At 34.0% G+C, this 25,586-nt stretch carries 14 protein-coding genes and 1 tRNA gene; 7 read left to right on the forward strand and 8 right to left on the reverse strand.

Annotation, left to right across the window (positions count from 1 at the left end; translation table 11 throughout):
• Nucleotides 1-25 precede the first annotated feature (25 nt).
• The 5 genes from guaB to ASM33_RS04220 all read right to left on the reverse strand — a co-directional run bounded on the left by guaB (nucleotide 26) and on the right by ASM33_RS04220 (nucleotide 5,667).
• Nucleotides 26-1,519: an IMP dehydrogenase gene (gene guaB, locus ASM33_RS04200; RefSeq protein ID WP_110410241.1), complete on the reverse strand. Its 1,494-nt coding sequence runs from the start codon at nucleotides 1,517-1,519 to the stop codon at nucleotides 26-28.
• A gap of 232 nt (nucleotides 1,520-1,751) precedes the next feature.
• Nucleotides 1,752-2,402, reverse strand: a complete 651-nt coding sequence (locus ASM33_RS04205) for a protocatechuate 3,4-dioxygenase (RefSeq protein WP_110410240.1) — start codon at nucleotides 2,400-2,402, stop codon at nucleotides 1,752-1,754.
• Nucleotides 2,403-2,517: 115 nt separating this feature from the next.
• Nucleotides 2,518-2,590: transfer RNA gene (locus ASM33_RS04210), tRNA-Lys, on the reverse strand.
• An 8-nt stretch (nucleotides 2,591-2,598) separates the two neighbouring features.
• Entirely contained in the window at nucleotides 2,599-3,780 is a 1,182-nt protein-coding gene (odhB, locus tag ASM33_RS04215) for a 2-oxoglutarate dehydrogenase complex dihydrolipoyllysine-residue succinyltransferase (protein ID WP_110410239.1), read from the reverse strand.
• Nucleotides 3,781-3,954: 174 nt separating this feature from the next.
• A complete protein-coding gene (locus ASM33_RS04220; protein WP_110410238.1) occupies nucleotides 3,955-5,667 on the reverse strand; it encodes a hypothetical protein in 1,713 nt (570 codons plus the stop codon).
• Between the two features lie 309 nt (nucleotides 5,668-5,976).
• Here ASM33_RS04220 and ASM33_RS04225 point away from each other — a divergent pair, with 309 nt between their 5' ends.
• From ASM33_RS04225 to ASM33_RS04240, 4 genes are all read left to right on the forward strand, one after another.
• Nucleotides 5,977-7,179: a phosphoglycerate kinase gene (locus ASM33_RS04225; protein ID WP_110410237.1), complete on the forward strand. Its 1,203-nt coding sequence runs from the start codon at nucleotides 5,977-5,979 to the stop codon at nucleotides 7,177-7,179.
• A 57-nt stretch (nucleotides 7,180-7,236) separates the two neighbouring features.
• Nucleotides 7,237-8,070, forward strand: coding sequence for an EndoU domain-containing protein (locus ASM33_RS04230; RefSeq protein WP_110410236.1), 834 nt, complete (start codon nucleotides 7,237-7,239; stop codon nucleotides 8,068-8,070).
• A gap of 127 nt (nucleotides 8,071-8,197) precedes the next feature.
• Nucleotides 8,198-9,673, forward strand: coding sequence for an IS4 family transposase (locus ASM33_RS04235; protein WP_157956338.1), 1,476 nt, complete (start codon nucleotides 8,198-8,200; stop codon nucleotides 9,671-9,673).
• Nucleotides 9,674-9,698: 25 nt separating this feature from the next.
• Nucleotides 9,699-12,242 (forward strand): ankyrin repeat domain-containing protein, encoded by a 2,544-nt coding sequence (locus ASM33_RS04240; RefSeq protein WP_110410235.1) that lies wholly within the window; start codon nucleotides 9,699-9,701, stop codon nucleotides 12,240-12,242.
• 21 nt (nucleotides 12,243-12,263) lie between these two features.
• Here the strand turns inward: ASM33_RS04240 and ASM33_RS04245 are convergent, their stop codons facing one another.
• Together ASM33_RS04245 and ASM33_RS04250 are read right to left on the reverse strand one after the other, a co-directional pair.
• A complete protein-coding gene (locus tag ASM33_RS04245) occupies nucleotides 12,264-15,185 on the reverse strand; it encodes a PD-(D/E)XK nuclease family protein (protein ID WP_110410234.1) in 2,922 nt (973 codons plus the stop codon).
• A gap of 114 nt (nucleotides 15,186-15,299) precedes the next feature.
• Nucleotides 15,300-18,557, reverse strand: a complete 3,258-nt coding sequence (locus ASM33_RS04250) for an ankyrin repeat domain-containing protein (RefSeq protein ID WP_162297605.1) — start codon at nucleotides 18,555-18,557, stop codon at nucleotides 15,300-15,302.
• A 226-nt stretch (nucleotides 18,558-18,783) separates the two neighbouring features.
• Here ASM33_RS04250 and ASM33_RS04255 point away from each other — a divergent pair, with 226 nt between their 5' ends.
• The gene (locus tag ASM33_RS04255; protein WP_110410232.1) at nucleotides 18,784-19,287 is read left to right on the forward strand and encodes a hypothetical protein; all 504 of its coding nucleotides are present in this window, start codon (nucleotides 18,784-18,786) and stop codon (nucleotides 19,285-19,287) included.
• A 220-nt stretch (nucleotides 19,288-19,507) separates the two neighbouring features.
• Here the strand turns inward: ASM33_RS04255 and ASM33_RS04260 are convergent, their stop codons facing one another.
• A complete protein-coding gene (locus tag ASM33_RS04260) occupies nucleotides 19,508-20,494 on the reverse strand; it encodes an integrase core domain-containing protein (RefSeq protein ID WP_157956349.1) in 987 nt (328 codons plus the stop codon).
• Between the two features lie 225 nt (nucleotides 20,495-20,719).
• Here ASM33_RS04260 and ASM33_RS04265 point away from each other — a divergent pair, with 225 nt between their 5' ends.
• Entirely contained in the window at nucleotides 20,720-21,253 is a 534-nt protein-coding gene (locus tag ASM33_RS04265; RefSeq protein WP_110410231.1) for an HK97 family phage prohead protease, read from the forward strand.
• A 223-nt stretch (nucleotides 21,254-21,476) separates the two neighbouring features.
• Complete coding sequence (locus tag ASM33_RS04270) at nucleotides 21,477-25,586, forward strand: hypothetical protein (protein ID WP_110410230.1); 4,110 nt, start codon at nucleotides 21,477-21,479, stop codon at nucleotides 25,584-25,586.

The following is a 25,586-nucleotide window of genomic DNA, read 5'->3' on the forward strand; positions in this document are numbered from 1 at the left end:
TTTAAAACGCACACTATTTCTACGATTATTCTGAATCAGCTGATAGGCTAGACAGTTGATAAGAATAATTTGGAGCCTCTTGTGTGATTATTATATCGTGAGCATGGCTCTCTCTTAGTCCAGATGCAGTAACGGCAATAAATTTGCAGTTTTCCTTCATTTCCTCTATATTTTTATTGCCAGTATACCCCATTGAAGCTTGTAGCCCACCAATTAACTGATGTATCACTCCTGAAACTGGACCTTTAAATGGAACTCTTCCTTCCACGCCTTGTGGAACTAATTTGAGTTTTGAATCCTTATCTTGAAAATAACGGCTAGCTGAACCTCGTTTCATTGCACCAATAGACCCCATCCCACGATAGCATTTATATGCTCTGCCTTTATACATAACAATCTCACCTGGGCTTTCGTCAGTGCCTGCAAAGATCGAACCGATCATTACGGAATCTGCACCAGCCGCAATAGCTTTTGCAACATCTCCTGAGTATTTTATTCCACCATCTGCAATTAATCTAACATTCCTTGATTTACACGTTTCTGCAATGTTTTGAATTGCAGAGAACTGTGGCACACCAACACCAGTAACTACTCTTGTAGTGCATATTGAGCCTGGACCTATGCCAACTTTTACTGCATCAACACCTGCATCAATTAAAGCTTCAGCAGCTTCTTTTGTTACGATATTTCCTCCGATTATTTGCACGTCTTTATGCATTTTCTTTATTTCTTTAATAGTGTTAATAACACCAGTAGAGTGACCGTGAGCAGTATCTACAATAACTACATCAACCTCTTCACTAATTAAAGCTGCACACCTTTCTATGCCATCTTTTTTACCAGTGCCAATTGCAGCAGCAACCCTGAGCCGTCCTTTACTATCTTTGCATGAGTTTGGATATTTATTGTATTTTTCAATGTCTTTAACTGTGATTAAACCTATACAGCAAGAATTTTCATCCACGACCAAAAGTTTTTCTATTCTATTTTGATGCAATAATTTCATTGCGGATGTACTGTCTACTACTTTCTCTTGCACTGTGATTAGTTTATCTTTCGTCATTACTTCGGAAACTTTTATACCCATATTTTCGTCTTCGATAAACCTAACATCCCGGTTAGTTAAAATTCCAACCAATTTATGCTGATCAACTACAGGAATTCCAGAATAACTATATTCCCTCATTAATGAGATTGCTTCTGCAACTGTTTTATCTGGAGAAATCGTAATGGGATTGTAAACAATCCAGCTCTCATATTTTTTTACCTTTCTAACTTCTGCGACTTGCTCATCTATCGATAAATTCTTATGTATAGAGCCTATTCCACCGTGCTGAGCAATGGCTATTGCAAGACCTGATTCAGTTACAGTGTCCATTGCAGAAGATATGAGAGGAATATTTAGTTCTATATTATTTGTTAAATAAGTTTTCGTGTCTGCGTCGCGAGGCAGTATGTCAGAATATGCTGGTAATAAGAGAACGTCGTCAAACGAGTAACAAATTTCTATCTTTTTCATAAGCTTTATTTAAAGTTTATACACCAATTGATTAAATTGCAACAGAGCTCTTCAAATTTAACTGATGAGAGGGTTTTACAGGAACTAAACTTCTTTCAAAACTCGCTTTTGAGAGGCAAGTGCTAGGAGCACACGGAGCGGAAAACCGGAGTGTATTGAATATACATGAGGATTTGAGCACTGAAGCGACAACGCAATTGCCCACAGAAGTAGAGTTTCGAGAGAAGTATACTTATTTTGTACCAGAGAATTTACTATACCCACCCAAGGTAATATTAAACGTATAGGTTTTTATGACTTGATCATTATAAGTAAATGGGGCTATTAGAAGGCTTGCAAGCCCGCTATCAATGAAATCCTCAAGAACAGGATCAACACAATTGTCACAATTATGGTCACTAAAAAATATCTGTGTTGTGAACTCCGGAAAATCTGGATGTTGGACTAAGAAGTTGACGTATGGCGCTCTATCAGCACTTTTACCTGGCATGATAGTAATAAAATTATAGTATCCAAGATTATTTGCTATAGATCTTCCTGACCCAGCGAAATCCTGATCGAGTTGATTATCTTCTATATTCTCATCATAATTATTCACACCATACGCATTCGCATGCCACATAGAAACTACAGCATTTTGTATTGGTAAACAATTTACGTCGGTAACTCTACCAACTATATGTATTAATTCCCCAACTGCACTGTTTGGAGAACCAGGCTTTCTTCGTAAATTATTTGAAGTGTGAAAAGTTTTTGGTCTCGCATCAATGTCATATATCTCTGGGGTTTCAATGCAGTTGAGCAAAACAGGGTCAGCTGCAAATAATGGCAGACTACACATAACTTGCGCTAAAAATACTAATAAGATATTTTTCACATTCATTTTATTCGTAATATTTTTTTCACATTATAGCAGCTTTTTTTTTTTGTTAAAGATTAGACTTACTACATAACGTATGCTGAATAACATTAATCTACTTCGAGGCTTGTTGATAAAATGATCCCAGTGTGATTTGAACACACGACCTACTGATTAAGAGTCAGCCGCTCTACCAACTGAGCTATGGGATCGTATTAGTCTATATTTCCAAAACTAATCTATTTGGATCTTCGATATAATTTTTTATTTTAATAAGAAAAGTCACAGCTCCTTTACCATCAACTATCCTGTGGTCATAAGATAAAGCGATGTACATCATGGGCCTTAGCTCTATTGAATTGCCAACAGCAACCGGTCTATTTTGTATTGAGTGCATTCCAAGTATCCCAGACTGCGGAGGATTTATTATTGGTGTTGAAAGCAGCGATCCATACACTCCACCATTTGAAATAGTAAATGTTGCACCTTCCATTTCTGACACCTGCAATTTGCCTTCACGGGCTTTTTTGCCAAGCGCAACTAAAGTCAACTCTATTTCAGCAAATGACATCAGATCAGCATTTCGAATAACAGGCACTACAAGACCTTTCTCAGTTCCAACAGCAACTCCTATATCATAGTAATTTTTGTATATGATTTCATCTCCTGAGATCTCAGCGTTAATTTCGGCGATCTCTTTCAGTGCTTGCACCGCTGCTTTGATAAAAAACGACATAAAACCCAGTTTTATTCCGTATTTCTTTTCAAAAGTGTCTTTATATTTTGCTCTTAAATCCATCACATTTTTCATGTCAATTTCATTAAAGGTGGTAAGTATAGCAGCGGTATTTTGTGATGCCTTCAAGCGAGCAGCTATCACTTGCCTTATTTTGCTCATTTTTACTCGTTTTTCGCCTCGTTCTCCGCTTTTTATAGGCAACTCGTATTGTTTTGCAGCAGGCTGCTCTTCTGCAACTGCGCTTTTGTTCATATGGCCTATAACATCCGCTTTTGTTACTCTTTCTCCAGTGCCAGTTCCTTTAATATTTTCTGGATTAATTGAATTTTCTTCCATCATTTTGCGAGCAGATGGCGCATCTTTTTTGCTATCGTTCTCGCTTGTATCTTCTTTTTTTGCCTCCACAGTCTGTGCTGCACCAACAGAAAGTTTTGCCAATAATTGATCAGGACTTATTACATCATCTTCCTTCACAAAAAATTCAGTTATATTTCCCGGTGCTTCTGCAGTTAATTCAAGCGCTGTTTTATCGGTTTCAATTTCGAAAATTAAATCATCTACCTTTACTTCCTCGCCAATATTTTTCTTTATTTTTACTATGCCTTCCGTGACTGATTCGCCACCAAGAGTTTTTGGCGCTCTAATTTCTATAATTTTGTTCATAAAAAAATTTTCTGTACAAATTCGCTATAGAATTTATACATGAAAAAAAGTTTCTAATAAACTAATAAATGTATTGAAGCATTAAAAAATGCGTATCTACTCAAAACAGTTGCGAAAGAGAAGAGGGTGGCTAGACATACTTTTACAGTGTGCCATAACCGAGAGGGTAGGGGACTACATTAACTCATCAGATGAGTGATAATGGTCATTGGACAGATCCATATAACTTCTTCCAAAATCATAAATTAGCTCATCAACATCTTCAAATAAGGGAAGATTATCATCACGAAGTTGTTGTATGGAGTCATCTTCCTCTTTGTTTAATAAAAATATCCATGAAAATAATGATGAAATAGAACCAATAATGGATTCAATTGCTGGGAAAATAATATTGGATAAGAAGCCACTGTGTTGCTGAGAGGGTTGCTGAGTGTCTTGATGGTTGCTCTTTTCTTCTTCTACAATACTTTGCTCTTCTTCAGTTGAGTCTATCTGTTCTACTTCATTCGATTCTTCCTCTTGCGCTACCTGGTTTTTAGACGCTTCTTCTGATTCTAAAATCGTTGGCAGGACTTCATTTGATTTCCCTGATTCCTCTCCTGTTTCCGCCACTTCTTCAGTGTTACTTCTGCTTATCAGTGCTTGATTCAACCATGTAGATATAATACCTGGATTGTAATACAATATACCATCTATATCTTTATTTTCATCAACATAAATCATTATGGTTGCATTCTCATTTGATAATGCTCCATTTAAACTATTTAATCTATGACATTCACTAATAAGTGACTCATGAGAATTTTTGATGTCGTAAATAAATTGAGCTTTTTCTTCTGATGATGAAAGATAATCTTTGTGTTGTATATTATACTTGATACCTTTGTATTTAAATTCAAACACTCCAGTAACCTCATTATACCCTTCTATGAAATTTTGTTCAGGCACGACTTGTTCAGAAATAATTTCTGCTGCTGTACTTGTTGGCGTCACTTCATTTTGCTCTTCTTCTGCTTCTTTTTCAGGTTTACTTCTACTTATAATGGATGCATGAGAATCCTTTATATCTTTCATAATTTGATCTTTTTCTTCTGTTGAAAGATTCTCGTAACGTATATCATATACGATACCTTCGTGTTTAAATGCAAACCTTCCATTAAATTCTCTGTATTCATCTACACTTTTTTGTTCAAGGATATCTTTGTGATTTTTTTCTTCTACCTCTTGTCCAATGGCATTTGCCATTAATTGAACACCTTGCTTATCTAATTCTTTTACTTTTGCTGTAGAAAACCTAAATTGAAATACGTGACCCAGTTCATGCGCTAGAGTATTATCCATATCGCTTGCCTTATAACACAGAACTTTTTTCCCATCTGTTATTCCCAAAAAATCTCTCTTCTCATTGCGAAATTCTGGTATTAATTTTATATGCTGCAGATCGCTCCTGTTGTTAAAAATATAAATTTGTACAGTAGGGTTGTCTTCTAATTTGCTAATGCAAAACTTTGCTTTATATGCATCATAAGCACTCTTAATATCCTTTTTGACTTGTTCTTGCTCTTGTTGAGATATATTATCATAGTTGATAACGTACCTTATACTTTCGTGTTCGAAGACAAAGTCGTTAGACAGTACTTCTTTTATGTATTCTGGATCTCTATAAAATGTCTTTGAGTCAGCAGACTCGTATAGTTTATTATAGTGCTTAGAAGGGGTTCCGCCAGGTAATCTTGGCATTTGAGCAATCGTCCTTCCATAGTGATCATAAAAGGAAATATCAGAACCACCAATTCTAAAGTCTCTTATAGACTCTCCGCAAGTGCCATCATTTGCACAATCGTGATTAGCTTTCTTAGAAAACCATGTGTTAGTGTATTTTCCCATCTTGATACCTCACTACCAAATCTTGTAATATTCTATTATCTTATTAAAAATTATAATAATTCATTAATTTATATATTTTGTGTGTGTTCTTATATTTGTTTAAAAGCTTGTCTAAATAGTTTTATGGCTTTGCTTTGTAAGTTGTGATTTTATTTTCCATAATATATATTATGTAATTATCTTATATAGCCAAAATACGAATAAGGGTTGGATTCAAGTATTACGTACTCGAAAGATGAAAGACTAAAAGCCTCCTTTACTTTATATGGAATGACTGTAATCATCTATAAAAACAAAGTTTGATTTGCAATGAACATACCTAATATAAAAAACTGCGATCCTCACAATAAAGTCGTTTTACTTAGAGTTGACTTTAACGTTCCTATAAAAAACGAAAGAATTAGCGATGTCACGCGTATTTTGAGGTCACTCCCTACTATTCAGCACTTGGTAAACGCAAATGCAAAAGTTGTGATTATATCACATTTTGGGCGGCCAAAAGTTCATGACGATAATTTGTCATTAAAAAGCGTAGTTGAAACTTTGTCACAGTTATTAAGTAAAGAAGTAAAATTTGTTGATGACTGCATTGGTGAAAAAGTTCAACAAGCTGTGAATGGTATGACTTCAGGCGATGTTATACTACTTGAAAATCTAAGATTTCATAAAGAAGAAGAGAAGAATGATTCAAATTTTGCCAAGCAATTAGCATCCATAGCAGATATATATGTAAATGATGCATTTTCTTGCTCTCACAGGTCTCATGCCTCTATTTCACACATTACAGAATTTTTACCTTCCTATGCCGGGTTTTGTTTACAAAATGAGCTCGAATATCTAGAAAAAGCTGTGTCATTTAAAGCAAAGCCTATTACCGCAATAGTTGGAGGGGCAAAAATCTCAACTAAGATAAAAATGCTTGAAAAATTAGCAGAAAAAGTTGATTTTTTAATTTTAGGCGGTGCAATTGCTAATAATTTTTTATTGTTTAATAAAGTAAATATAGGCAAATCTTTCTTTCAGTATGGTGTGAATGATTCACTACAGAATATTATAGAGGCAGCAAACAAAAACAATTGCAAAATAATTGTGCCGGAAGACGTTCTTGTTGCAGTAAATTCTGATTATAGCACTAGCATTTTAAGAAAAACAGGTTCTATTTTGGACGGCGATGTAATTTTAGATATTGGACCAGAAACTTTTAGCACAATAAGTAGTATAATAGCAAATAGTAAGACTGTGCTATGGAATGGGCCTATTGGTGTTTTTGAGCACTCAGCTTTCGCAAACGGTACTAAAGGAGTTATGAAAGTTATAAGAGACTTAACACGTGAAGGAAAATTAACAAGTGTAATAGGAGGAGGGGATAGCTTATCTGCAATAAATGCTGCAAATCTTACCGATAAAGATTTTACATATGTTTCAACCGGTGGAGGAGCATTTTTAAGTTGGCTGAGCGGTGAGGAAATGCCAGGAGTCGCTGCACTGCAAGAACATTCTACACTAGATTAAAGCTTTTTTAAATTGTTCTTTGTAACCTAGCCTTTTTACAAAGATTGGATTGTGATCATGTCAAAGGTGTTCAAACTTATTTTATGCTCAATAATACCTGTAATAGGGTTTATTTTTTACGCTAGCGAACATTATTTTTATGACACAAGTTCTAATGTTAATTTTGAGCCATTTTTCAAAACGGATTCTTCACAACCAGACTACATGCCACCACTTCCAGAGTTAACTAATTTTGATATAGGAGTGCTAAAAGTTTGTGGAGATTGGGGAGCAAATCCTGATAAAGAAGATTTTAAAATTTTACTTGATTGTCCAAAACATCAAAAAACAGTTCAAGAAATATATGACAAGCTTGATCATCAAGTTATAACACCTAATGCAAATTTAGAATTATTCAAAGAGGAACTAACTCAAATCTGGTTTACACTGACAGGACGCCACAATGATGTTGTAGGGTTTAGGCATGTTTTTTGTGGTGAAGTCAATAAACCAAAGTTGGGTGGTATGCATTTTGTAGGTAGATATGTTGAAGCCCAAGAAAATCAATGGGCAGGTGCGATTTGGGATGATAAATCTCTATGTAATAAATTAGATATAGAACCTCCAGTTTATTCATTTGGAATGAAGTATTTAGGTGAAGATGGAGATGTAAAAGTAAAATGCCCAAATGGATACGCATATAACCTTCATGCTGATGATATTTTAATTTCTGCGACTAAGGCATTTAAGGAATTAGGAAAAGATGGAATGTGTCTATACAAAACTGAAATTGAAAATGATGATTATCAATCAGTGTTTGTGAGAAAAAATGATGCTATAGTGACATTTTATGCTGACTTAGATCCAAAATGTAATGATGAAAATGCTCATTGCAGTTGCAGTGGATCTTAGTCTGTAGTAATACAACCTCTTTTAGTAAAAATTTAACCTAGCTATCAAATAATTATATTGGTTAGGTTTAAAGGCTTACTTTTACCCACAAATATAAAAAAGCTAGTAAAATAGCAAATTCATATATTTGATAAAGGGTTTAAAAATGTACGGAGTAAATACAAATACGCAATATACTGATAGCTTAGGGGACAAATGGCTAGAAAGAGAGTTGAGACATGTTAATCTGGGAGATATAAGGCTTAATAAGAGGCTTATTACAACAAGTTATCTTATAGAGCGTAAGGCATCTGGATCAATTAATCAAAGTTGTGGTGGATGGAAAGAAGCTAAGGGCGCGTACAGGTTGTTTAGTAATGAAAAGCTTGAGGCCGAGAAAATTTATTCTTCTCATCATAAAGAAACAGCGGAAAGGATAAAAGGAAATAAGCTTATATTTTCAATCCAAGATACTAGTTATTTGGATTTTGACTCTCATATAAATACCAAAGGGCTAGGCAGTATTTCTAAAGCTTATACAAAGCATAAAAAGGGTTTGCTGCTGCATAGTGCCTTAATGGTCAGTAAAGAAGGATTACCTTTAGGTTTATCTTCTCAACAGTGCTGGGCGCGTCCCGCTAGAAAAGAAGAAACAGCAAAAGAAAAAGCAAATAGGAAATACCGTACTTCTATAGAGGAGAAAGAAAGTTATAAGTGGATAGCAGCACTAAAAGAAACCATAAATAACGTTTCCAAAGATGTACAACTTGTCACTCTTGGTGATAGGGAAGCAGATATCTTCAAATTTTTATGGATAGCTGAATCATTGGGTAGTTTTTATGTAATCCGTAACCGAGCTAATAGAAAATTTATCTGTACTGAAGAGGGAAAAACAGATTTGCAAACACGCATAGCTCAACTTCCGGTAAAAGAGAAAATCGTCTTGGAAGTTGCTAAAAACGGGCACCAGAAGTCAAGAAAAGCAAATATTGAAGTAAAATATATGAAAGGCTATATACCTATCAGAGCGCCTTACATTTATGGGTCAAAAGATACAGCACATAAAATAAGTGATAAAGTCGCTGTATATGTGGTAAGCGCAAAGGAAATGGATCCTCCTAAAGGAGTTGAAGCTATCGATTGGACTTTGTTAACTAATGTACCAGTTAATAGCACTTTAGATGCCATAGAAAGGATAAATTGGTATAAGCTACGATGGAAAATTGAAGAATACTTTAGAATTTTAAAATCAGGATGTAAAATAGAAAGCTCTCGTTTAACTACAAAGGAAAGGCTACAGAAATTAATTGCTATAAAGAGCATTATTACATTTAAAATTTTATATTTAACAAAAGTGGCTTTATCGCATCCTATGGAGGCTTGCACTAAGGTTCTAAGCAATGAAGAGTGGAAAGCTCTTTACATACGTGAGCATCAAGTGGCCACATTGCCCGAAGAACCTCCAAACATAAAACAAGCTATTATTTGGTTAGGAAAATTAGGTGGGTTTATGAATAGAAAAGGTGATAATTTACCAGGAAGTATGACTCTATGGCGAGGCTATGAAAATCTTAGAGAGAGCATGGTTATGCTTCACATAATAACTTCTCAAAGTTATGGGTAAAAGTAAGGTTTAAAGGTAGAGGAATATGGCAGAGAACAATGGAAGCAAAAACAAATTCGATATTTCTAGTATTAATCCCAGTTCTAATGTTAATTTCAGTAATGATGAATTCTCTAAGGAGTTCTCATTTTTATTCAGAAGTATATCAAAAGAAGATGAATCACGTATAATTAGCGCTGTAAAAGTGGGTGACTATGAGGAATATAGAAATTTACATGATGGAACATTTATAGCAAGTCCAAAAAAATCCTTATCACCACTTCATCATGCAGTTACTTGTAATAATAAAGATATAGATGCAATAAAAAAGACGATAAAATCTGTGCTACAATCAGGTATAGACATTAATCACCCTGATGAACAGGGTAATACTCCTCTGATGTATTTACTAAGTGAAGCAGCGAAGCAAGGAAAAAAATACAGTACAAGTAATCTTACAGGCGTAATAAAACTTCTAATAGAACGTGGTGCATCTCTAAATGAACACAACGAAAGCGAATGGGCTTCTGGCTCAGATTTCATAGACGAATTAAAAAGTAAAAAAGTCCTAACTCAAAAAGAGATAGATGACATATATAAAGCTCAACAAGATTTGAAAGAAAAAGTTAAAAAAGAATTGAGTGCTAATATTCAAGATATCAAAGATGTATCAATATACGGTAACTGCGCAAAAATTCAATTAAAGGGTAATAAAGAAGAATTTAAAATCAGCGAATTTTTACAAAGTGACTTTTGTAAAAGCAATGGAATTTCAGGATTTTCAACTTTGCACGACAATGGAAAAAGTGGAATGCACGGTGTTGTGTCTTCTGAAGGTGTAAGGCACTACGTTGTTACTGACGGTTCATATGAAATGATGCTAAACTGGCCAGCAAATGGAGTCAATCACACGATTAAAATACATATTAATGCTGAAGGTTCTGTAACAGTTGATAAGGAATATTTAGATCAGTATAAAGCTGGAGAAATAGACGTTGCTGCAAATAAGGACGTAAAACTAGGTAATTTATTTCTAGCTGAAGCATTAGCAAAAGGAAGATGGAAAGAAAAACAAGTACAAAATGAAGTACAGAATGAAACTATAAGAAGTGCTATTAGAGATCCTGTGCAGAAAAATGCTGCTACTCATGCACATGAAATAGTTGAACCTCATAATGTAATGACTAGTACACCACTTTCTGGTGCACAACAGCCTAATTTTGGCAATGTATCTCCAATATCTTATCAAGGAAACTACCATAATGGTATACATGAAAACCAGAGAGATAATTCTATTTTTCCACCTATCCCTAGTAATTCTGGGCTTGAAAGTCAGCAACAACCAGTAGTACAGCGACCTAAAACCCCTCCACCAACGCCACTTAGAGTTAGCTCACTTATAAAAGGTCAGAGACAACTTGAAAATCTGCAGCAACCTGTAATCCAACATCAGTCTGTAGGCAATCAAACTAGCGAAGACGAAGGAAATGATCATCTTATTAATAATCCACGTTCTGGAAGAGAAAACGTTGGAAAAAGCAATCCATATCAACTTGAAATACTTCTTGAAGAAATTAGAAATAGGTCTAAGCAAGATAATAGAGGGCTAAAAAAAGTTCACACCTCTAATGAGCCACCACAAAATGAAGATGTACCAGAGCTTCAACTAAGATTCAATCAAGATAATAAAGGCTTAAGAAAAGTTAACTCTACCAATGAGCTACCACAAAATGAAGGTGTGCCAGAGTTACAAAAAAAATTCGACCAAGAAAAATATGGATTAAAAACAATTACTACTATCAATGAGCCACCACAAAATAAAGATGTGCCAGAACTTCTAGCAAAATTAAAATCAGTAAATACTGATGGTATGAGTGAACAGACTAAGAAACACCTGATAGAAGCTGGACTACTAGAGGAAATTTCAACAGATGTAAAAACAGAGGAAGTTTCTACTGATAGTGAGCAGCCTTCATCACCTAACAGTGGAAGTGACTCTGGTTTCTCATCTCCTACTCACACTAGCCATAGCGAATCTCAGGTAGATACAGAAGAGCTAGAGGAAAGATTAACTAATATCGTCGAACAAAACCTGATTGATTTTGATCAAGAATTAGAAACAGCAGAAGAATGGGATTCTACATATGATTTTCCACTACATGATGACAGTGGATTTGAGGAAGAATTAGAAGCCTTGGAAACGCTAAGTAAAGAATTTGAAGATGAGGAAAAAAATGAACAGATTCACTCAGAAACTGCAACTGCAGAATTAAAGAATGCTCCAGCTGATCAAGTAATGAGTGAATTAAAGGAAGCATTGAATCCAGATAGCAGAGAAATACCTCAAGGTAGCAAACTAGGTGAGTTGCTAAAAAAGAATGCAGCACAACTAGAAATTGGAGTAATAGAAGGAGAAGATACTTCAGAAAAATCTGCTATTGCTGATGGTTCTGCTATTGGCGATGGTTTTGACCGTAATAGAGTTAAACGTGGTAATCAAGGCATACAATTATCTAAAAAAATTCGGCAGCCTTGGGTTGAACGTGTTACTACAACACCAACAAATGATAAAGATAAAGGCATCTCGTAAAGGTAGAGAAAATAGTATGCTCTACAACCACTCCCCTACCCTTTCAAGGTGTTTATAACTGTTAAATCTCAAGAATCTATCTAAATAAGGAGAGGCAATAAAGGGAGTGATACTACTTAAATAAGTAGATAAAAAGTCGGGTAAATCATTTTGAAATTCTTGCATTTTTTCTTTATAATTTTGTAAAGAAGTGATTTTTATTTTATCATAATCAAATTTCCAATAAGCAAGCTCCAAAACCTCCATTTTGGTGATATGCTCCACTGCTAAAGCTTGTAAAATTAATTGCGGGAAAAATCCTGACATAACTTCTTCATTGGAAGGTGGTGAGCCAAGTTTATAATCTATGATTGCTACTTGCTTGCCAGAAAGATACTCAACTCTATCGCATTTTGCCGTTAGTAAAATTTCTTTAGATGTCATCCCAGTGCTTTGACACTGGGATCTATCACGAAAAGCATGGTCACACTCTTGAATGACACCAACTGGATAGGAAAAACTTTTTTCAAACTGAGCATGATTGCTTCTAGTCTCAACAAATTCAACAAAAGACTGAATGATCCTTTGCAGTCTTATCCACCACATATTTGAAAAATTAAACTGACTATCCAAGAATGCCTTTTGTGCTATACTGACCGGCGATTTTTTATCATGTGAGCATTTCTCAAGAATATTATGTACCATGGTACCAAATTCTAGTATCGATGGCTTAAAACTTAAGTCTCTTAATTGTTTAAGGCTGAGTATGTATTGGGCGTAAAATGAATAAGGGTTGCGAATTAGTTTTTCAAGTGCACTGCAAGATATTACCTGCATTTTTTCTTTTCTTACTTCAATTGGAGGTTTTGGCATAGGCTGAGTGCATGGAACAACGCATTCAGGCGTATTTAATATTCTTAGCCAATCACGATACGGCTGTTTTGATAAACCACCCTCCCCTTTCTTGAGAAGCATTTCCAAGCGTTGCAATATAATTGGCTTTCTATGACTGACTGATCTTGTAATATAAACCTTACTTGCACAAAACAAATTATACAAAGTATATAAAAAATACCCCTGCTCTTCTTGCACGGAAGGAAGGTTAAATTTTTCTCTGGTAAGTGTATTCAAAAACGGACTTTGAAAGCTCGGTGGGTAGCTACCTTCATTAAATCCAGCTAGTATTACAACTTTATTGTGGTATAAGCTAAATTTGTTTAGGTCATTTGCTACAGAAAAAAAATCTTTCTCTAAAAATAAGGTTAGAATTCTGCTATATAACTCTAAGGAGCATTTGATATTTATACTTTCACACGCACTTAAGAAATTATGGATAAAATTACCCACTTCATTATTTAGTCCTGAAAAATTTATACCAGATAGCATATTAATACATTGCAAATGAGCTCCTACCACACCGGCAATAGGACGATTTACAGAGTCAAGCAAAGAACTAAGTATTACTTCTAACTTATTGATAATTAGCAATATATCTTCTTTATATTTCAGCTTTTTGTGGCTATTAATTATACTTATAATACTTTCAAGTCCACTTGTGCTAAAGTTACGTAATATCTCTATTTCAAATTCAGATAAAATCTTATTGTACTTTTCTTCAGTATAGCCAAAAGCTACCAGACTATGTTTAAGTAGCGAAAGTAATGCCACACTACTCCAATTAGATGTCAAAACTTCTATGCTATAAAGTAGAAGCGTTATATAAGGATAATTTTCCGACACAGCGCTGTGCTGCTTTGATAAACATGCTATACGAGTCGCAAGTAATTTATTAGTGACGAATAAAGAAACCTTTTCATAACTTTCATTTTCTATAATCAAAGCAATCACTTGCGCTTCTTCCTCCTCAGAATCGCAAGTGATAACCTCAATGTCGCTAATATACTCGCTGTTGCCACTATATTTAGTATTAATCTCACTGAGGTCAGCCGTTATATCAAAAACATAATCATTCAATATCATCCGAGTAGCATGACACTGGGATCCAGAAAAAAATGTGTGGATTCCAGCGTCACGCGCTGGAATGACATCAAAAAGATGTGCAACATCACTTCTATCAACATTTAAATAATCCAATAAACTTTTTATGCAATATTGGTAGTGTTTTTTATCAAGTGATTTCCAATCTCCCTCTTTAATATTGAAATTAATGTTAGGTAGAATTACTTTTCCAAATGGTAGGTCATATATGGCCTTAATAAACGATTTATAATTTTCGTCCTTGCCAACGCCAACAAAGATTACATGTTGATCTTTTTGCAGTGAAAGCACCATATTGTTTATGTAATCATGCTTATGCTCAAGTATATCAACCACTCCCAAATCTCTTAAGGTTTTACTCCAAGTTTTTACAAGTAAATTTATGAAATTTTCTATTTTTTTCGAATAACCATTGAATTGCTCACAATTTGTTATTTTATGCATCTCTGCCTTATCAAGTAATGACGAAAGGCTATAAGCTAAATCAATTGGAAAATTATCATTATTTGTCCTGTTCCACTCTAATATAAATTCAATTAATAGCAGTGTCCTTTTAGTTGGATTTATAACTTTTATTCTGTCAAGATTTAATATTAAATCTTCCTCATCGATATTCTCCAATGACACTATTTCTGGAAGGATAATACATTTTCCAATGTTATAATTAGATCTCTTGCATAACGCGATTTCTGAAGGCAATTTTGTTGTCGAAGCTTGTCTCTGCTCCTCAAATACATTCGAGTATTCTGCGGTGCTCGCCTGCACCTCTCCTAAAAATTTATCATCATAAACAGGCTCTGCAAGGGATCTATTCTTAAATGCGCTGAGTAACGCAACTACATCCCTCTTGCAAGGCAGTATTATTTTTAATTCAGGAATCTTATCCCTTTCATATTCAGAGAATATGTGATTGACCAGCACATCGAAAAAAGATTCGTCTAAGCTGATAGTAAAAACTTTACCCATTTGAATACAAGAATTGAAATGATATTTTATTGTACAGAACTTACTTTTTCTTGAAATAAAATATTACTGTGGTTAAAACAAAAAATAAGCCGCCTTTTTACAGGCGGCTATGTATTATAAAATGCAAGGAGTAGTGGCAAGGGGGGAAACATTTACTCCTGTTATACTGCTGCTCACTGTCTTTTCCTTATCTGTACCTACTGCTCTTCGGCAATGTGAAAGGTCAGATCTAGTTCTTGATCTAAAATCTCCATTATGTGCACTGGTTTCCTCACGAGCGTTGGTGACTTTTTGTTCACAATGGTCCGTGAATGTAAATGTAGGTGGGTTCGCTTGAGAAAAAGTGGACGTTCTAGATCTAGTATCCTGAGAAGACATCGAAGTTTCTGGAGAAAGCACTTGATTTTGCCTTCTTAACTTTCCAATCCCATGTCTACGTGTAGACTGCCCTTTTGCAGCTTGTTCATCTGTATCAGTTGTGTTTGTACTTTCGTCCATTCGTTCTTGAGAGCTTCTGTTACTAAGATCTAATTTCTTAATTCCATTAAGAATTTCCAATTCTTTCACGACTTGCCGCAGAAGGTCATCACGCTCTCTTTCAGTCATATAACCTTTCTTACTTTCGCCTGTAATTTCTTCTATTTTATTTTCAATTTGATTTATTTTTTTATTATAATTTTGTATCTCACTCTTTAATTTGCCCTCCTTTCTCTCGAGGTAACAATTTAAGAATACTAACGAAATTGCAACACAAGAACAAAAAATTGCCACATAACTTGCAGCTATTTTTCCTGGAGAGTTTCCCATATCGGAAAGTATCAAACTTGTTACTATTACACCAGCAATTGATGAAAGTACGCTATTAATTCGTGAAATCCATTTATGACGCCATTGATCCTTCTTTTCAAGCAGGTGATATTTTTGTTCTAACTTTTCCTTTTTTTCACAAAAAGCATTTAGGAACAATTGCATAATATTTGTATCAGGGTTGCCCAAAACGTAATCTAAAACTGTTTTGCCACCCTTATCTTTTATATCAAAGTTTACCTCCTCATTTACAACTTGCTCTCCATTTTCTTTTTTTATATATAACAGTGATTTAATTACCTTTTTCTTCAGATGTTGATTTTGTTGTCTTTTCTCTGATATTATGTATTCACTCCCTCTATTACCAAGTTCACTATCATTCATGACAGCGCAATGCAGTGGAGTTCTTCCTAAGCGATCTTTACTATTGATTTCTTTTTTCAATATTCCAGATTTTTTTATGGAGTCACAAAGAAATTGAATAACTTCGTCATTATAGCACATAGAAGCCAGATGCAATGGCGTTTGGCCATATCTATTTTCTGAAGTTATTTTTTTACAAATATCCACAGGAGATATATAGTCGACCTCTAAAACTAACGAAATCTTTTCAACGAGATATTCAATACACGCCGTGTTTCCACTAATAGCAGCCATGTGCAGTATTAAGTTGCTATCTATATCCTCGTTAATAAGGTAAACAAGATTTTCATCTTCTACCTCAAACTGATCCTTTATAAGGTTAATAAGAGAGTTGACACACTCTTTGTTGCCGCTTAAGGCAGCTAAATGCAATAAATTTCTTCCTCTTTTATTTACGCTTTGTATTGATTCTTTAATCTCAATATTAGTGTTCTTAATTTTTTCTACTATAAGATCAAAGCATTCTACATTTCCACTTAGCACAGCCAAGTGTAGCAACATTTCTCCATTCTCATCTTGCTGAATAAGGACATCTTCTATATTTTCTTTGATGCCATATTTTTTTTGCTTGATTATCTCTATAAGGTATTCCAGACACTCTACATTACCACTCAAAGTAGCTGAATGCATCGCAGTTTCACCATTTTTATTTTTTTGAAAAATCCATTTACTGAGATCGATTCCATTACTTTTTATTTCTTCTATAAGTAGTTCAAGACACTTTTTATCGCTAAATTGAGCAGCTAAATGCAGCGGCGTGTTTCCATCACAATCAGTTGCAATCATGTCAGCAGGAAAATTTTTAATTAAAAATTCTAGACAGTCCTTATTACCACTCATAGCAGATAGATGTACTAACGTTCTATTATCATCATGTTCGATATTCTTATCAGCACCCAAAGCAAGCAACTTTTTGACAGCTTCTACGTGACCATGCATAGCCGCATAACGTAATGCAGTATTTTTATCAACGCTATTTTGAGTATTAATATCTGCACCTTTTGATATTAGTGCTCCAATGCATACCTCGTTACTATTTATCGCTGCTAAATGTAATGGTGTATAACCGAGCTTATTACTTTTATTGACCACAGTTAATGCATCAGTCATTAATGTTGCTGACATTTTTTCTATTAAAAATGTTATGGCATCGGAATGCCTCTCTTTGTTTTCAATTGCTTCGATACTTGCTATGTGATGTAACGGAGTATCGCCATTATTGTTTTCTGTGAATGCTATGTGATCGCCAATTATACGCTTTATACATTCTTTGTTACCAGATTTTGCAGCATAATGTAGCAAGTTATTTCCATATTTATCTTTCTTGTGAATTTCATTTTCAAATTGAAAAACTCCATTCTCCTTAAATTTATCCATGAGATAATTAAGGAACTTTATATTACCACTTTGGGCAACAAAGTGCAGTTCACTTCTGTTATATATGTCATCAGAAAACCTTGCTCCTTCTTTGAGTAATAATTCAAAGCATTCTTTATTACCAAATTGAGCAGCATAATGTAGTGCAGTTTTTCCATATCTATCCTTTTTGTTAATTTCTTCCTCTAATTTTCCTTGATTTTTTAAGAAATCTACTATTATCTTTAAAGGTTTTGATTTTCCTTGCTTAGCTACATAATTTAATATCAATTTTTCTTCCATATAGCCAAGCAGATAAAGTATATTTTCTTTATCATCTCTTTCAGCAGCTATTGTGAGGAATGAATGCCCATCATTACTTGTAATGTCCCATTCTTGATTTGAGAAGCGATCAATGAGCATGGATGGTATATCTTTTGGGTTACTTTGTAATTCTTGTATGATTTCATCAAGAGGCATCAAAAAATTTTCTTGTGATATCTCATTAACGCGATCATACAACTTCACTAAATCTTCTTTTGTTATATAATTTTCACTACTTATGGAAAAATCTGCTTGTGAGTCAATACTTTGCTGTTTTGCAAGGTTGAAAGATGAGTTAAGAAAAGAACTACGTCTTAGATTAAATGTTGAACCTAATCGGTTATTACTTGATGGCCCACTAATAGGGCTACTACGTGTTCTTTGATCTTCATTAACACTTAATGTATTTTGATTTGTTGTACCAGTGCCAGAATTAATTGATATATTGTTTGTGTTTGTCATATCATTACCCATAATAAATTAATAAGCATGTTAGTATGATAATTTTTTATGGTAAACGTTTAGTTAAAACAGAAGTAACAGCTATCTTTCATCTACTTTTATTGTATTACCCATCAGATTTATACTTGTTTGCTGGTTAATTACTGGATTCGAACGAACCATTTTTCTATTGATTTTTTCTGATATTTATGGTAAAATAAATACTAAAGATTTAGAATGAAAAGTTATGGGTCCAGATACCGGAATGTTACAAGCTATGGATCAACATCAAGAAGCTGCTGGAGAAAAAGGTGGCTTTGGTCTTGGCCATAGTGATTCTATTGCAACAATTACAGAAGGTTTAAAATGGTTTTTCACTTTTTTTGAAGGAGCAATAGCTGCTTATAATAATGTGTTTGAAGGTTTGGTAAGTGGTAGTAGCTTAGCAACATTATTTGGAAAGTCAGGCAATATGTTTGGCATAAAAATTTTTGAGGCACTAGCAGAATTTTTCTCAGGTGGAGGTGGAGGAGAAGGTGGTGATGGAGGAGCTCCACAGGATGATGGCGGTGGAGAACATGATCCAAGTAATCATCCAAATTTCAATGATCAAATGGGTCATGATTTTAATGATTTTGCTGGCGGTGGTGCACATCATGAACAAGATTATAGTCAAGGCCAATCTTTTTCACCAGGTCCTTCACCATCTGTTGGTGATGATCATGACCATGGAGCTGCACTTGGTGGCTGATTCTATTTATTAGGGTTAAGCATAAATAAAACCCCTAAATCCAAGATAATGTGATCTCCTAACTGATGTCATTCCAGTACTTGATACTGGAGTCCAGCGCACTTCGTTCGCAAATTAAGCTAGTGGATAAATATCAAAATTTATATCAAAACATAACACTATGGCGGGATTACACGCAAAAATAGATCCCAGTGTCACGCACTGGGATTGTAAAGGTCAACTAATTCATTGACAAATTTTGCAAAAAGCTCAAAGGAGTAATACCTCCAAGAGCTTGATGCGGCCTGTGTTCATTGTAATAAATTAAATATCTAAACAATTCATCCTTAAATTCTTGAACGGTCTCAAACGTTGTTCCCTCAATCAAATCATCATTTAAAGTCCGCCAAAAGCGCTCTACTTTTCCATTTGTTTGTGGTCTATATGGCCTTGTATATAAATGCTTTAAGCCAATTTCAACTAACATTCTTTCAAATGGATGTCCATCCAAATTACTTCTTGATGCAAACTCTGGTCCATTGTCTGTCATTACTTCTTTGAACTGAATACTGTAACTTTGCTTTATATAATTAAAACATCTGAGCACTGCAAACATTACATTCAGACTCTGAATATTTTCTAAAACTTCTGCCCATGCTATACGGCTTGCATCGTCTATTACACACACTAAATAGTATCTTTTGCTCTCATTTATTATCATATCTTTACTCAAATAATGACAGTCTATATGTGCCAATTCTCCAGCTTTTTCCCTGATTATCTTTCTCTTCACCTCTTTTTCTTTTGTGCTCAACTTATTCATGCCGGCTCTCTTAATAATATTATATATACCAGATGGAGAAGGTGTTTTGTTGCCCAACTTTTTTGCTAGTATAGCACAAATTTCATATTTATTTATCCCTTTTTTCCGCTCCTCTATAACTGCTTTTTCTATTTCAATATCTGTTCTTCTACTTTCCCATCTTGGACCTCTTTTTCTTGGTAAAAACTCTTTTTCTAATCCGCTATTTCTATACCTATTATAATATTTACAGAATGTTTGTCTGTTGATTCCATTAGCGTGATAAAAATCGCCTACAAATCTATAAAATGGATGCTTTTTTGCCTTTGTTTGCTCATATTCTTTGATCAAAAATCTCCATTTACTTTGGTAATTTCTCTCTAAAGTTTTATCTTCTGTGTTTCTTCTCATACCTAACTCCCTCAAAAATGTTTCTTTTATCTTAACATTTTTGTCATCGAATTAGTTGACCTTTACAGGGATGACAGGAGGAGGACACTGAGAGACACCATTTATTTTTTTTATTCTATAAAAAAATACTTCCCCTACATACAAAGTCCTACGTATAATGAATTTTATATCGCAGCACATTGCGAGTAACTTAGAGAAAATCCACACAAGTTCCTAATATTTATCACTAAAGGAGGCTTTATGAGCAAAAAATTTCTATTTTTACCGTTATTACTTAAAAATATAGAAGAAAACGGCCTATTTTCTGGTTATGCTAGCGTTTTTAATATAGTTGACAAACAAAATGACCTGATTTTACCCGGAGCGTTTGGGAAAAGCTTGAATAAAAATAAGATAAAGCTCCTTTGGCAGCACGATCCAAGTGAACCTATAGGCAATATTATAGATATTTATGAAAACGATGTTGGTCTATATATAACAGCGCACTTGCTTTTAGGCGTTCAAAAAGCAAAAGAGGCATACTTAATGCTTAAGGCTGGAACAATTGATGGACTTTCGATTGGCTATATACCTGTTAAATATGATATTGACCATGAAACGGGAGCCAGAGTGTTAAAACAAGTGGAATTATGGGAAGTGAGCTTAGTCACCTTTCCTGCAAATTCAGCTGCCCAGGTAATTAATGTGAAAGGTCAAAATACTGAGCAGAAAATATTAATTAGTGCGATAGAAAAAGCAAATGATGTGCTTGCAAATACATGTATTTCTCCTTAAAATCTAAGAGATGAGCGAGAATTCTACCAAAAGGTGCAAAATATTACTTGACATCAAAAATATCCAAGTTAAAGTTGACATTGTATATTAAGATTTACACTAATATACATAACTTTATTACTATTTAATTTTATCAATAGCTCTCCTAAAATAGTAGTTAATAAAGCGCAGCTTCCTCTAAAATTAGGGGAAGTTTTTTGAATTTTAATAATGAGGTAATATTATGGGAAATTCCGTTACAACTGATACAACTAATCAAATTAATCCTACTGAGACTAACACTAAAAAGAAGCATAGGTGGATAACTATAAAGTTTGCTCATCTGCTCAATTACTTATCTTCAAAAATAATAATTGGAGCATTAATTCGATTGGCAAGATTGGATAAATGGGCAATGAATGTTCTTGGATATTATTTTCATAATAACAATGAAAGAGCGGATGAAATTAATGGGTTAGAGCCTGAAATCGAAGTAGAAGAAGTAATAGGACAAGATATGGGGGTTCAGGCTGCTCCTGTACAAAAAGAGCAAGAAGTTCAAACCGAGTTATCGTTGAATGAATTGGAAATGAATTTTCAAGAGACTAAGGCATTACAGAAGAGGCTAGAAGATATTGAAAAAGAAAAAAAAGAACTTCAATTAGGGTTAGACGGGCTAAAAGCCGAATTAACTAAAATGCAAAAGTTGAGCGAGCAATTACCAGGTTTAGAAAATGAGACGGAAAAATTAAAGCAAGAATTAAAACAAGAAAGAGAGAAATCGAAAAAAGGTGCGGAGTCTTCACAAACAGAATCAACTACAAAAGATGGAAAAATTACTGAGCTTACAGCACAAGTGAAATCATTAGAAGATGAAAAAGAAGTGTTTGCTAAATATTTTGCAGTGCAAGCAGAGCAGCTTGAAAAATTTCAAGCAGAAAATAAATTGCTATTAGCAAAAAATGAAACATTAAACTCTGCACTTGATGAACTTAAGAATAGTTGCAAGGAATTAGAAAAAGCCATAAAGGAAAAAGAAGAAGAGTTCTCAAAAAAATTAAAGCGAGAATGTGAAAAGATACCTATCCTAACTGGAAAATTAGTTATATGCATCAGGGAATTTGCAAATAAAATAGAACAGCTTGAGGGAGAAATAAAAGCAAAAGACACGGAAATCAATAACTTAATGGCATCAAGTAAAGAATCAGATGAAGTTAAACAAGGAATAGAAACTAAAAATAGTGAGCAGCAGCAAACTATATCTGAGCAAGAGCAAAAAATAAAGGCGCTAGAATGGAATTTGATGCAATTACAAGAAAGTTTAGATGGTGCAAATAAAAAACTGGAAGAAAGAGATGGTACAATTACACTACTTACTGATGACAATACAAATGTAAATCAACGTTTGCAAACGAAAACAAGTGAACTTGAAGGTGAAGTTAGTAGGTTACAGAGCGATATTGGTGCTAAAGATGCTGAACTAAAAGGAGTAAAAGAAAAATTAGGTAAGGAAGAAGAAAAAGTAACTAGGCTTCAGGCAAAATTGCCATCTTTAAGAGAAAAAGAAAATAGAATTAATGAGTCCTTGAGACAAGAGCAAGCGGCTCTTGAAAGATTGAATACTGAGCTAGAGCAAGTAAAACACAAAAACGCAGGATTAGAAGGTGAAGTTAGTGAATTAAATGGAAATATTGACGCTAAAGATCTTGCAGCGAATGCACTGCAAGAAGATTTAATTGCAAAAGATACTAAGTTGAATGATTTAGAAAAAGCAAAAACCACACTTCAGGAAAACCATGATGAACTTTCTAAATATCTGGAAGAAAAACGAGAAGAACTAGAGAGGATTAAAAGTGAATTAGAGGGAAAGATTGGTGCTAAAGATGCTGAAGTGAATAAACTACGAGAAGATTTAACTGCAAAAGGGCGAGAGATTGATGCGCTTAACGGAAAATTTAGATTATTAGAAGAAGAAAAAAGAAAATTAGAAGAATCTTTAGGGAAAAAACAACAAGAATTAGATCAGGTTATAATGGAAAAGGAACAATTAGCAGAAAAAATTCGTGAGCTACAGAGCGATATTGGTGATAAAAATCTTGAAGTGAAGCAACTGCTAGAAGATTTAACTGCAAAAGATATTGAGTTAGATAAGAAAGAAGAAGAATATAGAGTGTTAGAAGAAAAAAAAATCAGACTTCAGGAAAACCACGATGAACTTGCTAAATCTCTAGAAGAAAAAGAACAAGAATTAGAGCAAGTTAGAAGGGAAAATGCAGAAAAAGTTATAAATCTAAATAATGAAATATCAGGCCTGCTATTACAACAGGATGAGCTAAGAGTTAAGTTAAAAGGAATGGAGGAGTTAGAAGACAGAAATGAAGAATTATTTGATAACTTGAGACATAGCACAGAAAAGAATAATGGATTAACAACTAGTATTCAAAGCTTAAATAGTCAGCTAGAAATCTTACGTGGTGATTTGGCAGAAGAGAAAAAAATACTTCAAGAGATGAGAGGCAAAAATCTTGATCTTGATGGGCAATTAAAGTCCTCAAGAGAAGCACATGAAGCTACAAAGCTTGATTTAAACAATCAAATAAATGAATTGACAGACAAACTAGAAGAGGAACAAGCTGAGCATGAAATAGTGCTAGCAAAGTTGAACAAGGAATTCAAAGAAGCAAAAGAAGAAGAAACTAGGCTAAGAGGGCAAATTGCTGGATTAAATGTACAATTGGATAAATCGCAAAAAAAAGTAGAAGAATTAGAAACGAATAAAGCAAGTGTGGAAGCATGGAAAACTACTGCTGTAAAAGGGAATCAGGAGTTATTAGGTGAAATCGACAAGTTAAAAAGAGTTGAAATTAATTTATCTCAACAAAATGACCTTTTAAATGCAGAATTAAAGCGTGAAAGAGGTGATGTTAAGAGACTGGAAAAGATTGTATCTGAAAGAGATAAAACGAGAGAGAGGTTATCAGAAGTAAAGAAGCAAGTTGAAAGTCTACAAATTAAACTGAAAGATGGTGAAGCTAAAGTTAAGCAAGTACAAGAAGAAAAAGATGCATTAGAAGCTGACATAAAGAGAGTAAAAGATGAACTTGAGATAACACGGAGCAATTTGTCAGACGTAACAAGACACCATCAAGATGCGCAAAAAATTACTGATGAGCTATTAGATCAAAATAAAGAATTACAAAGAAAAATTCAAGAACTACAACAAGTGAAAGTTCAAGAGCCAGATAGAGTATCTCTAAAATCAAGTAGCAGATCTATTAAATCAGGCTTATTAAAACTCTATCGCAAGCCTGGTAAATTTTTGCCGTTTCAAAGTGTGAAAGACTTTTTAACCGATAAAAATGCAGAGTTAAAAGGAAGCTTTCCTGAATTAGAAGAGCAACATTTTTGTCATAAAGTTGTTAAAAAAGTTCAAAAATGCCTATCAAATGAAAATGGTGGAAAATTTAAAAACACTAGATTACTTGAATTGTTAGAATATAACTTGAGAGAATCAGCACAGAAAGTTATAGGCAATAGTGTTAGAGAAGTTATTAATAAAAAAAATGAGCACAGTAAGGAGAATAAGTATTATGACAGTGGAAAAGCAATCAATGCAGCATTACTTAATGTGACTGAAAACAAGAAGATGTTAGAAAAAGAATTATTATCTTCTATTGAAAAATGCATGAAAGAATTAAAATTTGATGGAAAAGATGCAGTGAAAATTAAGAATTCTGCTTTACAAAAATTTATGAAAATAAAAAATGAAGGATTACTAAATGTTCCAAAAAACAATGGAACGTTAGAAGAAGAATTATTATCTTCAATTAAAAAGTGTACAAGTGAATTAAAGATGAATGAAGAAGATGCAGTTGCAATTAAGAATTCCGCTTTACAAAAATTTACGAAAAAGAAAAATAACAAAGGTTTAGCAGGATCACTTGAAGCAATTGTTATGGGAGAATTACTTAAAGCAATTGTAGTAAAAGAATTAGTAGAAGCTAGAATGAATACTTTTTCAAGTATAATTCGTGAGGATGGTGGAAATATGCTTGCGTCAAGCATAAGAGATAAATTTCTATCTTCGGAAAAAAAGTGCAGTCAAAGTCAAGTTCCAGCAGAAAGCGATACATACCAACTCAACCAACGCATTATAGATAAATATAAGAATGTTGAAAAAAAACAAGACAAGGTCAATACACCTAATACTTCTGTAAGCGAACTAAGCACTAATAAATCACATGCAGCTTCAGTAAAAAGAAGTGACAAATCAGCTGCTAATGAATCACATACAGCTTCAGTAGAAAAGAAAAAAGGTACTATGCTTGGACGGCTTAGTACACTGATGTCATAG

Origin of the sequence: Wolbachia endosymbiont of Folsomia candida (genome assembly GCF_001931755.2) — a bacterium.
Lineage (GTDB): Bacteria > Pseudomonadota > Alphaproteobacteria > Rickettsiales > Anaplasmataceae > Wolbachia.